Annotated in this window: 9 protein-coding genes and 1 tRNA gene; 2 read left to right on the forward strand and 8 right to left on the reverse strand. The window is 39.7% G+C overall.

Annotated features, from left to right (window positions below; genetic code table 11):
• Together Q0064_RS07810 and Q0064_RS07815 are read left to right on the forward strand one after the other, a co-directional pair.
• On the forward strand, positions 1 to 187 hold a 187-nt coding region (locus Q0064_RS07810; protein ID WP_298146773.1), incomplete at its 5' end, for a hypothetical protein.
• Between the two features lie 48 nt (positions 188 to 235).
• Positions 236 to 1,429 carry a glycosyltransferase family 4 protein gene (locus Q0064_RS07815; protein ID WP_298146775.1) on the forward strand — a complete coding sequence of 398 codons (1,194 nt, stop codon included), beginning with the start codon at positions 236 to 238 and terminating at the stop codon, positions 1,427 to 1,429.
• A gap of 142 nt (positions 1,430 to 1,571) precedes the next feature.
• Here the strand turns inward: Q0064_RS07815 and Q0064_RS07820 are convergent, their stop codons facing one another.
• The 8 genes from Q0064_RS07820 to Q0064_RS07855 all read right to left on the reverse strand — a co-directional run bounded on the left by Q0064_RS07820 (position 1,572) and on the right by Q0064_RS07855 (position 14,883).
• Positions 1,572 to 3,722, reverse strand: coding sequence for a DUF3857 domain-containing protein (locus Q0064_RS07820; protein WP_298146778.1), 2,151 nt, complete (start codon positions 3,720 to 3,722; stop codon positions 1,572 to 1,574).
• Positions 3,719 to 5,629 (reverse strand): transglutaminase domain-containing protein, encoded by a 1,911-nt coding sequence (locus tag Q0064_RS07825; RefSeq protein WP_298146781.1) that lies wholly within the window; start codon positions 5,627 to 5,629, stop codon positions 3,719 to 3,721. Before Q0064_RS07825 ends, Q0064_RS07820 begins: the two co-directional genes overlap by 4 nt.
• Positions 5,630 to 5,822: 193 nt before the next feature.
• Entirely contained in the window at positions 5,823 to 9,542 is a 3,720-nt protein-coding gene (locus tag Q0064_RS07830) for a fibronectin type III domain-containing protein (protein ID WP_298146784.1), read from the reverse strand.
• Between the two features lie 270 nt (positions 9,543 to 9,812).
• Positions 9,813 to 11,555 carry a helix-turn-helix domain-containing protein gene (locus Q0064_RS07835; protein ID WP_298146787.1) on the reverse strand — a complete coding sequence of 581 codons (1,743 nt, stop codon included), beginning with the start codon at positions 11,553 to 11,555 and terminating at the stop codon, positions 9,813 to 9,815.
• A 123-nt stretch (positions 11,556 to 11,678) separates the two neighbouring features.
• Positions 11,679 to 11,756, reverse strand: a tRNA-Val gene (locus Q0064_RS07840).
• A gap of 83 nt (positions 11,757 to 11,839) precedes the next feature.
• Positions 11,840 to 13,060 (reverse strand): folylpolyglutamate synthase/dihydrofolate synthase family protein, encoded by a 1,221-nt coding sequence (locus Q0064_RS07845; protein WP_298146790.1) that lies wholly within the window; start codon positions 13,058 to 13,060, stop codon positions 11,840 to 11,842.
• Entirely contained in the window at positions 13,061 to 14,230 is a 1,170-nt protein-coding gene (locus Q0064_RS07850; RefSeq protein WP_298146793.1) for an energy transducer TonB, read from the reverse strand.
• Between the two features lie 320 nt (positions 14,231 to 14,550).
• Positions 14,551 to 14,883, reverse strand: coding sequence for a hypothetical protein (locus tag Q0064_RS07855; RefSeq protein ID WP_298146796.1), 333 nt, complete (start codon positions 14,881 to 14,883; stop codon positions 14,551 to 14,553).
• Between the last annotated feature and the right edge of the window lie 5 nt (positions 14,884 to 14,888).

Raw genomic sequence — 14,888 nt, forward strand, 5'->3', positions numbered from 1 at the left:
ACCCAAGAAGCCCGTGGCGGCCGTGCAAACCAAGCGCCGGCTAAACGGTATTGACGTGGAAAGCGTGACGGGGCAGCGACCAAATTTCAACTATAAAACGCTGCACCGGATTGCCCAAATTAAAACAATCGGTTTGCAATACAACAGCGATTCAATTCGCACAGCAGGAGGTTTTCTTATTTTATAATTTAAGTAGATCATTACTTTTTACACCTATTCCGAGTAAATTCGCGGTATGACAAATAGGGTTTTGTTTATTGGTCAAGTTTGGCCGGAGCCAGCTTCATCGGCGGCAGGATACAGGATTTTGCAGTTGATGCGTGCCTTCGCAATACATAACTACGAGGTACATTTTGCTACTGCTGCAGAACCAACGCAAAGAAGCGCCGATATGCATCAAGAAGGAGTTGTTACACATAGGATCGCGCTTAATTCGAGCACTTTTCAAGAATTTGTGAAAGTGATTGATCCGAGTGTTGTAGTATACGATCGCTATTACACGGAGGAACAGTTTTCTTGGCGCGTTAGAGAAGTCAGCGCTTCGATAATTCATGTATTGGATACGGAGGATTTGCATTTTTTGCGTGCGGATCGCGATGAAACGTCAAGTCCTGAGAAGGAGGCAGAGGTTAGAAATCGGGAGTTAGCGTCGATTTATCGGTCGGATTTGTCCCTAATTATCTCCTCGTTTGAGCAGCGTTATTTAATGGAATTTCTACAGATCTCGGGTGATTTATTGGCTTACCTTCCTTTTTGGCAGGAAAATTATCAGGCAGAGTCGAATCAGTTTGATAACACTGCCGATTTTTACTTTATTGGCAACCTCAGTCACAAGCCTAACACGACTGCGGTTCATACATTAGCACGGATTTGGCACGAAATTAAGCTGCGTTTACCGCAAGCCGAGCTGTTTGTTTACGGCAATTACGTTCCGCAGGCCTTACTAAAGTATCATTCCCCAGAGCAAGGTTTTCATTTGGCAGGTGCATTCGACAAGCCTTTGGACATGCTTAGAGCGCACCGAGTTTTACTTGCACCGCTATCGTTTGGAGCCGGTTTGAAAGGGAAAATTTACGAAGCTATGTTGTACGGAATTCCATTTGTTAGCACAGTTATTGGAGTAGAAGGATTTGAACTGACGGAACCAAACGAAGTTACTGCCGCTGACGATGCTGATTTTGTATTGAAAGCCGTTGCCTTGTACAGTGATGTTGGCTTGTGGCATCGCATTTCTAGGAATTTGCAGTCGGATTTTGAGATGCAATTTGGCACGTCGCAGTACATCGACACCTTTTTTAAGCAGTTAAATATAGTGATGGCTGATTTGGAGCTGCACAGACGAAGAAATCCGGTTGGTGACATTTTACGGCAGCAAGCATTTTCAGCCGCTAAGTATTTGTCGAAATACATCGAGCAGAAGAATAGATAGTTTCAGAGTTGTTTTTATTAGTCACACAATTAGTTCGTACGGATTTTGTTTCTTTTAGGCGATTCGATAATTCAATAGGAGCAAAAAAAAGTTGCTACTAAGAGCAACTTTTAAGGAAATTCAGTTTATATTTGGTTTACATCTACTTCTTTTTAAGCAGAATTTTCTCTTGGCTAAACTGAAAAGCAGCATCTAAGAACGCCAGCATTTTCGGCCAATTTGCAGCGGGTTCGTAATTGTTAAGATAATAACGTTTTGTTTTAACAATTAAAGTGGAGCCTTGAATGGATGCAGTACTAGTAAATCCTCCAGTTTCATTTTCTACTTTTTTATTTAATTTGTCAAGCCCTTTTATTTCGTAACCATCTGGGATATTGAAAGTTATTTCATTTTCGAAACTTCTAGGGAACCCCATATAAATATTTGCAGTTCGTTTGCGTTCTTTTTCTTCTATTTCAACTGGTGGGCCTATGAATTTTCCTATTTCTATCACGGTATTTTCACCAGCACTTTTAACAAAGTCGGCACCAATTTTAAATTTGGTGTCAAAAACAAAGGGTTTCTCGGAGTCGTTTCTGGCACCATCAACGATAGTACGTTCGGCTTCTAATACTGTTGCACCAATTTCTTCACTAACTTTTTTGGGTAGCTCTTTTTTATCTTGTTCTTTTCTATTTTCAACCAGCGAAGTCATTTCCTTAACAAATTGTTCCATTTTTCGTTTTTCATGACCATATTCTTCATAGGGGTGTCGAGGTGCTGAGGCATATTCGGCTTGTATAAAATCGTAAAAGGTGAACGTATTTGATTGATTTTCCCGCTTTAAGTGACCGGTTGATACGTTTCGCGACTCGATGGTAAAACTTTGGAGGTCGGCGCTTGGAGTTATATTTAGTTGAATAGTTTCTCTGTTTTTAGCTGCTGTTGAAATTGGCAAAATTTCTTCGGTCATGTTTGTAAGTCTACCGGAACCTTTCATGTCGATAACGTATGCTTTACTTCCTTCGAGAATTGGGTCTAGCCCATCGTAAATAGCAAAGGGAGTTACGCCGCTCAGGTAAATAGGCTCTGGGAAGTTTATGCGCATGAGTATTCTAAAGTTACCTGCCAAGATGTTGTCTTCAATTTTGCCGTCGTAGCGAGGTAACGCAATAATTAAGTTAAATGAAATATCTCGAGCTAAACAATAACGCATGGTCGATAAGAGCGGGTCAATATCATCTACAGTCGATTCTGAGAGCACGTAGGGTATGTTGATTTTAGCATCTCGTGAAATTCTCGTCTCATAGTTTTTGGCGACTGCTAAGCGATATTTTTTAAAAATCGCATGTATGTAATCCATGTTTGTTTCGTCCGTCAAAAATCCTTTCAGACTTTTCTTATTCGGAACGTTTGTGTGTGGAATGATACGTTTATTGAAGAAATTAAAAATCTCATCTTTAGTTACCGAACTCCTGATGTCGCGTTCTCTCTCTGAAAGAAGAAAGTAAACAAGAGTTTCGGCGGTACCGTTTTGCGCAAGACATACTTGAAATTTGTATCCAGGAAGTTCGAGCAGTGGATAAAACCAGCGTGGATATTCAGCTTTTGGTATGTCGGTAGTTGTTAGTTCGTATAGGCGTTCGCTTTTTTTACCGGTATCAATTTGTTTTAACTTGGGCGCGCCATTTATCGATTGAAAATTCACAAAAAAGTCATTTTCCGTATTGAAAGCTAATTTGTAATTTAAGATGGGATAGCGTTCGGATAAGGTTTCTTCTTCAGGGTCAAAATAGTAATAGAAAGTGGCCGTAAAGTAGGATGTAGTATGGTAGTAGTAGTCGATTACATCACCGATTTCCAGATTTGGGATGGCAATAACTGTCTTGTCGTCGATCTTTTTTTTGTCTTTTTCTGTATCTATTTCAATAATTTTTTTGTTTGGTTTGATGATTCGTACACCGAAAAACGTATTGTCTCTCATGTTAAAATAGCCAACAGTTTTACGAAAGCTCTCATAGATTTCGAACTCAGAGAACAATTTTAAAGCGGCTGCATCTTGAATCTTCACGGTTCTCATCGATGCCGAAGTGTATTGTACCTTTCCAAATCCTTCGCTGTAGTCGTAAAAGTCGTACTTGTTAATGATTACAGCCGATTCATCTTTGTATTTCTCGGGAATACTTGTATTGTAATCTGTTTTGTTCTTGCTTCCCCAGAAAAATTCTCGGATTTCTTCTTTTTTCTGAGCATTTGCGGGTGTTATTGCAACTAATAGAAAAGCAACAATAAGTAATCTAAGTTTTAGACTCATTTTTTATAGGTAAGTGTTTGACGGATTTTTTGGTTGTATTTTTTTGCAGTTTCTTCGTAAGTCTTAAACTGGTTGGTGGGTAGTGTTTTTTGTTTGATAATATACTGAGATTCTAGTTTTACACCTGAAGTTACCGGAGTGAATTTTACCGAAATTTCGAATATATCATTTGCTACAGAGAAGCTTTCGGGTAATTTCTCCAACTGATAGCCTGGAGGATTTTCAATGATTACTTCGGTTTTACTAGTTCCGAGAATTTCAAAGACGAAAGGTAATTTGCGATCTTTCAAGAGCTCTAAATTTAATTCGGTCTCGTAAGGAAACTCAACATAGAGCTCACCCTCGTACGAATTTACTTTGTTTGAAGCGATTACTTCGAAATCTAATTTAAGTGTTTGATCGCGATTGTTTAGGTCAGAAAAACCCAAATCCTTAATCTCTATATTTTTATCATAGCGTTTTAGGTAGTTGGTCAAATTTTCTGATTTAAAGTCGCTCGCAAATGCATGAAACTGTTGAAAGAAATTAGTGCGGCTTTCACCGTCAAAAGAACGTGACATTTTTCCAACTAGTTTTTCGCCTTCTACTTTAAAAAAACCTTTCGAGATCGAGGTATTGTTGGTGTGATTTGAAACGGGTACTTTAGTTCGCAGCGGCTTTTCGCCACCATCTACGAGTACTTCTTTTCCTTGAATACGACTTGCATTAAGTCCGAGCCCAGTATAGCTTTCAGTTCCATCTAGGAAATACTCTTTGTTGTTTATTTTAAGATAGCAGATCATGTGGTTAAATGCTGCTAGTGCAGGTAAATCGGCTTTATAAGCGATGTGATCCGTTCCAATCCATGCAAGTCTGGCGTCGTATCCTTGTAGTTTTAGCATTTCCGAGAGTAGGTTTGCCATTCCCTTGCAGTCGCCATAACGTTTGTTAAAGACGTTTTGTGCTTCATCGGGTTTAAATCCGGCAATGCCATCTTCAAAAGCAATGTATCGGATGTTGTCTTGAACCCAGTAGTACATTTTTTTTATCTTGTCTTCATCTTTTGTCAAGCCTTTCACCAAATCATCAACAAAGGGTTTTAGTTCTTTCGGTTTATTTTCAGTGAGTTCTATCATCGATTTATTCCAAGCATATACAGCATCGCCATTTTCAAATAGTGTTTTGCGAACTCCATTCTTTGTAATTGCTTTTACTACAGGAATTATGTGCGGAAACAAGTAACTGTCGCCAGGAGCATCATCTTCGTCTATTCTAGGTAGAATTTCCGCGGCCGTATACAGTATATGTCTATTGCCTTGTTCGTCAACTGTCTCTTTCTTTTGAATTTGATTTTCAGGAAAATTGTATTCGAGTAAACTGATTTCTATGTTTTTAGGAATTATAAATTCTAATTCAAAGTTAGCTCGCAAGCCTAATCCGCTGAGATATACTTTACTAAAGTATCTGGCGTCTTTGTAGCGCGTGGCAGTTTCGACAAGGTAGTTATAACCCTGAATGGGGAAATCGATTTGAGCCCATTTTACACGAAAATCGTTATAAAAAAGACCGTCTGATTTATAATATTCGTCCCGTATTTCGAATCGAGTGTTTTTTCCATTGCGGTGCAAGATTTTAAAAACTTCAACCACAGATTCTTGATCGTAACCTTCCGAGTACGGCATATCTAAACGCTTGCTAAGCGACATCAGGTTTGCTTTTATCTCGTTCAACACGCCTACACCATCCGAGTTAGCGTTATCAAAAAATGTGACCTTTTCTCGGTAATTGCGCTCCAACAAATCAACAGTTGGATGTTTTCCGCGCCATTCAACGGCAAGCGCAATTTCTTCTGGGGTCGGATCAATGTTCTTCTGCGCCAATATGAGGCTGCAAGTTGCGATTAAAATCGTGGTGAAGAGATTTCTCAAAGTTGGAATTTTATTGCTAATATATAACGTCAAAAGGAATTTTTAAAAAAAGTTAATAAAATCTTAAAGATTTTTTATGCGAAGATTTCAACCAAGGATCACACAATTAATTTCAAGATCAACCCGTTGCGAGTATACAAAAAAGCCGCCTCAAATACTGAAGCGGCTTTTATAGTTGCTCTTACATTAGAAGCTAGTTCTTTTTAAGGACTAATTTCTCTGTTGTTGTTTTGTCTTGCGAATATACCTTGATAAGATAAACACCATCTGAAAGTCCGTTCAACGTTAAAGTTGTTTTGGTTGAGGAAGTAAGCTGTGTAAGGATTATTCTGCCAACATGGTCGAAAATTTCAATTTTATCAGCAATAATAGTTCCGGTGTCGACATTAAATTGGCCAGCAGTTGGATTCGGATACACTTTAAAACGATTGATAGCCGCAGTGTCATCCAAACCTAGTGTACTCGCTTTTGCAAATTTATCGCGAGGCATGTCGTCAGGGTCGCAGTTTGCATTGGCGTGCAAATAGTATCGAACGTTAACAGCTGTATTGCCTGTAGTATAATTTAGAGGAGTTTGTCCGCTTGCTAGAACTATTGTTCCTGCTTGGTTGGTAATGGTGATGAAATCCGTTGCCACAGAACTTGTAAACTGATATTGTTTGTTGGCTCCTAAAGTTACGTTTGAGTACTGCCCCGCATACGATTGGTAAGCAACGGCTTCGATAGCTCCTGAATTTTGAAGCACTACTGTATCTTCTGGATACAATCCGAAATACGCACCATTACAGATTAACGAAGCAAGTGTAGTAAAGCTTCCGCCTGTAGACCAATCACTTTGGGTAGTTCCGCAAACCGACCTAACCCAATAATAATAGGTTGTCGAGGCGTCTAGGAAACTGTAGTAATTCAAGATTGCGCTCATTGGCGAAGCTACGGGATTAGCGTTGAATTCTGGCCATGCGCTGCTGGTACTGATGTATACTTCGTAATTGGAAGGCGCAACATCTGGAGCAGTCCAAGCTATGCGACACGAATTCGAGGTAATGTTAGAAACAACAGGTGTTCCTGGCATCCCACAATTTACAACTACTGGATTTGTACAGGAAATAAAACGTGTTCTTGACGTAGGTTGATTGCCACAATTTGCATTGGTATGAATGTAATAACGAATTATTCCAGTAAGGTTACCCGAACTCCAACTTACTGGTGTCTGTCCGCTGGCATAAACGATAGTTCCCGAAGTGTTTGTTATAGTTATGAAGTCGGTTGTAACAGAACTTGAAAAGGTGTATTGCTTGTTGGCTGTAACATTTACATTAGTGTACTCACCAGCCCAAGCGTTAGTAACAATTTGCTCATTAACTCCCGTACAAGCAGGCGTATACGTTTCGTTTGGAAATAAGCCGTATATAGCTCCATTACAACTTAAAGCATTTAGTGTGGTTACACTTCCACCAGCTATCCAATTACTTTTATTGATATTGCAGTTTGAGCGTACCCAAAAGTAGTAAGTTGTAGCGGGCTGTGCGTTTTCGAAAGTTGTTAGTATATTATTCGTTGAAACTGTAGCGGTTGTTGTAGCCGTTGGTGCTGTGCTTGAAGCTGATACATAAACTTCGTAAATAGTTGGTTCATTCACAGGTGCAGTCCATTTGATTAGGAATGAATTTGATGTTATATTCTGGCCAAGTACAGCTAACGGTGGTTGACAGGCTGTCGTTTGAGCGTCAACACACTTGATAGAACGAACTCTTGGTACAGTTTCGCTGCCGCAATTTTGAGAGTGCAAAAAGTATCTGATAACGCCTGAAGTGCTTCCTGAGTTCCAAACAACTGGTGTAGTTCCGCTTGCAAGAGCAACGGTTCCGGCAAGATTGGTTATGGTAATATAGTCGGTTGCAACGGAACTGCTGAAGGTGTATTGTTTATTGGCAACCACACTTACGTGCGTATACTCTCCTCCGTAAGCATTTGTAACAATAGTTTCAAAATTGCCGTTACAGGCAGGTGTAAAAATTGATTCGGGAAATAAACCGTTGCTAGCGCCGTTGCAGTTCAGTGCGGCATTTGTAGTAAAACTTCCACCCGAAACCCAAGCACTTTTTGAAGCCCCGCAATTTGATCGAATCCAGAAGTAGTAAATAGTTGATGCAGCTAAACCGCTCAAAACATCGATGCCCACAATAGCGCTAGTTACATTAGCTGCCGTATTTGCTCCCGGTGCAGTATTGCTCGTTGCAATGTAAAGATCGTAAGAAGCGGGTGCGGTGGTGGGTGCACTCCAATTTATTCTACTTGAATTGGATGTGATGTTTGTAGCTGCTAATCCTGTCGGTGCGCCGCAGTTTGCCACAATATTAGAACAAGTAATGTATCGTATTCGATTCGTGTTTTGGCTTTCGCAGTTAGAGTTTGTATGTAAGAAGTAACGAATTACACCTGAAATGTTGCTTGGCGTCCAAGTTAAGGGCGATGGACCACTCGTATAAATAACTGTTGCATTAGCATTGGTAATTGTTATGTAGTCTGTAGCTACAGAACTAGAGAAGATATATTGCTTGTCGGCTAAGATATTGACATTGGTATACTCGCCTGCCCACGCATTTGAAGCAATTAACTCGGCATTACCGCTGCAGCCTGGCGTATATGTTGCCGCGGGAAACAAACCATAGTTTGCAGTTGTACATCCAGGAAGCGGTGCGGTGGTAAAACTACCTCCTGATACCCAAGTTATGGGCTCGCAGGCAGAAGCTACCCACCAATAATACGTTGTGTTTGGTTGCAATTGGTCGATTCCTGCGCCAGTTTGCGAGGTACTGCTTTCTGTAGCGCCAGTTACATTGTTTGTTGTGCTGTAGCGATAAATGTACCCATTGGCAGGAGCCGGGTTTGCCGATGTCCATGCCAAATAAGCTGAAGATTGTCCAAACTGTGCCACGTTTAAACCAGTTGGCGCAGCGCATATCGGTCCATCTGTTTGGTTCATGCGTACCAAACCACCTTCTAAGGTTCCTACCCAAATTACATTCGAATCAATTACGTTAATCGAAGTGATGCTGTTGTCAGGTAAGGCTGAATTTGATGTAGAATACGTAACGCAGTTCGTGAAGTTTTGAACGCCACCGGTTGAGTTTCCACAATTGTCGAGCCCAAGCCATACTTTATTGGTTTCATCAATGCCCAGTGCATTTACATTACAACTCGCTAAACAGGAGTTATTTGTCCAATAAATATTAGTGTAGTCGTTGTTTACAATAATTCCTAGACCATCGCCAGTACTTACATAAAGACCCGAAGTTGTAATTTTAAGAATTTTAGAAACGCCGTCAGTGATACTCGTAAAGGTAGTGCCATTAAATCGTTGCAACATACCGTCGGCAGCAATCCAAACATTGTTGTTGGCATCAACTGCAATCGAAGTTACGTTGTTTGAAATCAATTGCGAATTCGACGTGTTGTAGGTTGTCCACGAAGTACCATTGAATCTACTTAGTCCCGAAGCTGATCCCATCCAAAAGTTCCCCGAGCCGTCGGTTGCAATACTCGTAGCCGAATTGTTAGGCATGTTCGGGTTATTGGTATTGTAATTTGTAAAGGTAGTGCCGTTATAGCGAATAATGCCGTTTCCGTAGGTAGAAATCCAGATAGTGCTGCCAGCTACCGCTACGTCTTTCAACATGTCGGTTCCGATGCTAGAATTCGATGTATTGTAGTTTGTAAACGAGTTGCCGATCATTCTTGAAAGGCCGTTATTGGTAGTAATCCAGAGGGTTCCAGAGGCAGATCTCTCAAAATCGTTTATATTGTTGGATGCGATGCCCGAATTGTTGGTGTTGAATGTGGTAAACGTGTACGTTTGTGCACATAAGGTCACCGAAATTAAAAGTAAAAGCGCGGAATAGAGTTTCTTCATGAATTGCATTTAGTTGATTAAGTTTTTAGATTTTGTATTCTGTAAGTTTTGAAATGACCTTAAGAATTTACTGTAGTGGTTTTTGTTTTAAGAAAAAATGAAGTCAAAATACGTGTTCGTTTTGTTGGGATAAGATGTAAATGGAAGTCTGGTCGTTTTAATACTGATGGATTTCTGGAAGTAAAACTACCATTGTGACTTTAATCGCACAATTAAAGTATTGGAGATTTTATAAAAACCCTTACGGTTATAAAGGCTTAATTTGTTGGTTTACAAGTCTTTTTCTTGTAGATGTTCGATATAGTAGTTCGGCGAAAGTCCGGTGTGCTTTTTAAACACTTTTACGAATGTGGTAGCGTCTTTATAGCCTACTTCTTCGGCGATAGCCTGTAAAGTGAAGTTCCGAAACTGAGGAGAATTACTCAGCTTTCGCAACACAAAGTTTATTCGAAGTTCTTGTGTGTAATCCGAAAATGATTTTCCTAAAACCTGATTCAAGTACTGTGATAAATACGCCGTGTTCGTATTTAACTTTTTTGCCACAAAGGCTAATTTGAATTCCGATTTGAGAAAAGTTTCACTACGCTCTAATTTTTCCAGTCCCGTCTTAATTTTGTGAATCAATTCATCATCCATCATTTTCGTTGACGAATCTTCGGGAATGGAAATTGTATTTATCGGTTCAATTGGTTTTGGCTCCTTTAATCTTTGTATGATAGAGAGAAATCGCTTGTGCTTGTCTTTTTGTTTTTTTGAGTAGCGATAAAACATCCAAAATACGATCCCTAAAGCCAGAACCAGTCCGATCATTATTCCCACAAATGTAAATTGCCGGTTTAAAATCGAATCGGCTTCTTTTCTAATTGTGGAAATCGTATAGTTGTGTAGAAAGTCGACCGACTTACTTTTGATTCGATCTAATTCTTCAATAAGTGCCAGACTTTTCTGCGCATAGTTGTACGCTTGTTCAGTATTTTTCTTTTCGCTATAGTTTTTAGAAAGTAGGGAATAGGCTAAAAGCAGATTCTCTTTGGATACTTTCGTTTGCTGATAATTTCTGACGAATGCTTTGGCATAATAAATGGCCGAGTCGGGTTGTTTTAGATGGAAATAGCAATCGGCCATGCCCAAATCAAAAATTTGAACAGTGCGTAAATTCTTGTTGATTTCTGGATAGGCGTTTCTGCGTTGGTAAAATCGCAGCGCAGTTTGGTAGTCGCCTTTTAATGCGGCGCTCTTCGCTTGGTGCATATTTAGTAAAGCGCGTGTAAAATCGGCTTGCGAAGGTTCGTCAAGCATGATGTTGGCCGCTTTTTGGAAATACACATTAGCCGAATCTAGATGCTTTGTTTGCCGGCTGCCGACAAAATACTTCTGGTACGCTTCTCCAATTTCGTTGTAACGATCTGCGAAAAGCTTGTTATTCATTTCCTTTCGTTCGGCTACGCCTAAGTCGATGTGCTTAAATGTGCGTAAATCGCTTTTCAATAAAACAATTCCTTCTTCATATTCGCCCATAGCAATCTTTAAAATTCCGAGTTGCTGATCGTAGCGATCGTTCGGGATTTTATCCTTGTAAGTCGTCATTAAAATCAAAGCTTGGTTGTACGCGCCGACATTTTTATAGAGATAAAACAATTTGTTGACGCACATTCCCATCAAGTCTTGGTAATTTTTCTGCTTACTTAACGCTGGGTTACTGTCGATTTCTTTTAAAAGCGCAGTTAGTATTTTTTTCGATTCGTCGTAGTTCGATTTTACGTAGTAGTAATTCGCGGTGTAGTATTGGCCGCAATAGCGCGCAAACGGACTTGCAGACTGCGACAGCTTCGAGGCTTCTTCTTTAGCTTTCTCAGGCGCTGTAACGAGCAGTTCCTGAATGCGACGCGTTTGTTTATTTTCTTCTTCGGTTAGTTCTTGCGCGTTGCCGAGTAAAGTGCTGCTGCAAATAAATAAGATTAAGAATGCTCTGTGCAGGCTGCAGACAAAGCTTGTTGAAGGAAGAAAATTCATTAAAGAGAACAATTGTGATGATAAGAATTGAAGGCTGCTTGTTTCGAGGGTAAATTTCAACAGTTGCAGCGAAACACACAAGCATAAAAAAAGGACAAAGAGTTAAAACTTCTTTGTCCTTTGTGGTGGGCGATGAGGGGTTCGAACCCCCGACCCCCTCGGTGTAAACGAGGTGCTCTGAACCAGCTGAGCTAATCGCCCTTGTTTTGCAGCTGCGCCGTAACGCTTTTGCGAGTGCAAATATAGGCTAAGATTTTAATCCTGCAAATAAAAATCGCGTATTTCTATAAAATTTCGGCAACCACGAAGGTGCTGCCACCAATAAAAATCAAATCGGTAGCGCTACATTGTTGTTTTGCAGCTGCATAAGCTTCGGGAACCGAATTGTAGATTTTTCCAATTAAATCGAAGCTTGCTGCTGTTTTTTGTAAATCTGCCGCATCTAATCCGCGTGGTATGTCTGGTTTGGCGAAATAGTAGGTAGCCGATTTTGGGAAAAAAGGTAAAATCGAAGGTAAATCTTTATCAGCTACTACGCCAAGGACAATATGTAGTTGGTCGTAGTTTTGTTGCAGAACTTGCTCTAACGTGCGTTGTAATCCGTCGGAGTTGTGAGCGGTATCGGCTATGGTTAGCGGATTTTGCGCGAGAATTTGCCAACGTCCTTGAAATCCCGTGATTTCTTGAACGTTTGCAAATGCAGTTCCGATTTCTTGCTCCTTCAATTCGAAATGTTCGATACCAGCCACTTCTTTACAGATTGCTAATGCCAATGCCGCATTTTCAGGTTGGTAATTTCCTTGTAGCTGTAATTTGTATTTCGAAACCGTATCGCTTTGCACGTAATGAACTTTTGCTTGACGGTCTGCGGCAATTTTCTCAAATGCTCCAGCAGTCTCTATTTGCTTTCTTCCAACGAATAAAGGCGTATTTTTTTTGATGATTCCCGCTTTTTCGATGGCAATTTTTTCGAGTGTATCACCTAGAAATTGGGTATGATCGAAACTAATGTTTGTAATGGCAGTAACCAGTGGCGAAATAATATTGGTTGCATCTAATCGGCCGCCCATACCCACTTCGATTACGGCATAACCTACATTTTGTTTGGCGAAGTAATCGAATGCTAAACCCACGGTCATTTCGAAAAAGCTTAGTTGCTGCTGTTCCATAAATGCTTTGTTTTGCACGACGAATGCAACCACTTCTTCTTCCGGTATCATTGCGCCATTGATGCGAATACGTTCGCGGTAATCTTTTAAGTGTGGCGAAGTATAAAGCCCTACTTTAAATCCGTGTTGTTGCAAGATGGCAGCAGTCATGTTCGAGGTACTGCCTTTGCCGTTGGTTCCGGCGACATGAATACACTTGAGCTTTTTCTCGGGATGATTGAGGTGTTTGGCAAAAGCCAGAATATTGTCGAGATTGGCTTTGTAAGCAGCTGCGCCTATGCGTTGAAACATGGGCAGTTGGGAAAACAGCCATTGTACTGCTTCTGGATAGGTCACTTAGTTGAGTTTGAAGTTGTAAACAATTTTTCCGACTTGCTTTCCTGGCGCGTCGTCTTTGGCGTCGAAGCGTGCGTTTTGCGCAGCGGCTTTTGCTTGATCGAGTAAGCATTTAGCAACGTTTGTACTACCGCGAATACCTGCGACCACGCCAATTACTTTACCTGAATTGTCGACCGTTATTTCACAAACTACCGTTCCTTCTTCGTTGCATGTATAATTGGGGTTTGGAATGGAAAGAGCTTTCCGACCGGCTAGTGTGTAATTTCTGCTTCTTTGACCATTTTCTTCGCTGCTGTTTCCTTTACCGCCGAGTAAACCAGCAGTCGTATTATTCTCATCGGTATAGCGTGTTTCTTTTTCTTTCCAATATCTTGCATTTTCACGGACTGTTACCATTAATATAGGTTCACAAATATTTATTTCTTTGTTAAATCGATTTAAACAAGCTAAAGAAAAAAAGTTATTAATTTCAAACTTGACTTTTGCCACGAAAGCACTAATTTTTAGCTGGAGATCACTATCGTAATATTTCTTATCAAATTCAAAAATTTCAAAACCGTATAAATTTCCCGAAAGATTAACGAAATCGACGTTTAAAGGGGATTTTATATTGGGCAAATATTTGATAATCACCGCTCCGTCAGATGTGTAGCGCTCCACATATTTCGTGATTACGCCATTCTTAAAGGAAGCTATCGTCTCTGAACCTCCATCATTGAGGATCCAATTTCCATCAAATTTCCCGTCTTTTATTAATCCTTGCAACTTTGGTAGACTCACTTCGCTGTTTATAGTGTCATTTTTAAAAGTCAAAACATAGTTTTTGCGCAATTTATTTTCAAAAATAGTGCACGCCCACTTTCCATTTCGTTTACCGTTTATGTATGAGCCAATAACTTTTTTTCCAAAAGTGAAACTTGGAGCATCTCCCTCAGTCTGTGTCCAAGTGCCTGTCATCAAATTATTTTTTAATGCCCCACTCAATGAACAATAGCCATCTGAATAATTAAATGTTCCATCGAAAATCCTTTCATAATTATTTTCATAATAGAAGTACTTTGCCTTACCGCGGTCAAACGCTCCATTGTATAACATCTTAGTTTGAGAATAAGAAACATTACAAATTACCATAACAATCAGCATTTCAAACTTTCTGAAAATTTTCATACGCAATTATTGCACCATTAGTTCATGTCAAAATTAGTTATTCTACACTCTTTTTTTGTGGTTATTGCATCCTATTTACAGCTTCTTCTTTCGAATATTGTATAACTATTAATTTGCTAGCAATTAAATAGTTACAAACAATAAACAATTTTACTTTAATCTCTTTAAAAGCAAAGTGATGTGTTTGCGATTAATAAAGAGGACAAACGAATTTGTTTTAAATGTGTTCAGAAAAGTTTTAAATTACGCTTTTTTATGCGCGGATAGCTTTGATAACAATATTGAGAAGTTGAGTCTTGTGTTACTTTATTATCGGGCTATTATTCAGCACTAGTATATTCTCCACTTAGTGTTGCCCCGTCGATTTTCCCCATACCTTTAAAAATTGTCTTATTTTCTAAATTGTTCCAAACTAGACTTACCTCTATGTCAGACAATTTTTGAATAGATAAAATTGTTGTATGAGACTTTTTATCTTCTAACCAAGTAGAAATGAATTTTCCGATAAACCCGTCGTTTCTTTCACCGAATTTATTGGCGCATTCGACATCCCAGCAATTATCAGGCATTTTGTCGTGGGTAAACTCACCAATTAGATTTCCATTAATTGTTAAGTTAAAATAAAATTCCCCCTTTATTACCCCGTAGTGCATTCGCT

The organism is Flavobacterium sp. (assembly GCF_027490375.1).
Lineage (GTDB): Bacteria > Bacteroidota > Bacteroidia > Flavobacteriales > Flavobacteriaceae > Flavobacterium.

Bases quoted from the DNA above. Each gene is read 5' to 3' on its own strand.
- Q0064_RS07815 (WP_298146775.1), top strand. From the start codon at position 236: ATGACAAATAGGGTTTTGTTTATTGGTCAAGTTTGGCCGGAGCCAGCT.
- Q0064_RS07820 (WP_298146778.1), bottom strand. From the start codon at position 3,722: ATGAGTCTAAAACTTAGATTACTTATTGTTGCTTTTCTATTAGTTGCA.
- Q0064_RS07830 (WP_298146784.1), bottom strand. From the start codon at position 9,542: ATGAAGAAACTCTATTCCGCGCTTTTACTTTTAATTTCGGTGACCTTA.
- Q0064_RS07835 (WP_298146787.1), bottom strand. From the start codon at position 11,555: ATGAATTTTCTTCCTTCAACAAGCTTTGTCTGCAGCCTGCACAGAGCA.
- Q0064_RS07850 (WP_298146793.1), bottom strand. From the start codon at position 14,230: ATGAAAATTTTCAGAAAGTTTGAAATGCTGATTGTTATGGTAATTTGT.
- Q0064_RS07855 (WP_298146796.1), bottom strand. From the start codon at position 14,883: ATGCACTACGGGGTAATAAAGGGGGAATTTTATTTTAACTTAACAATT.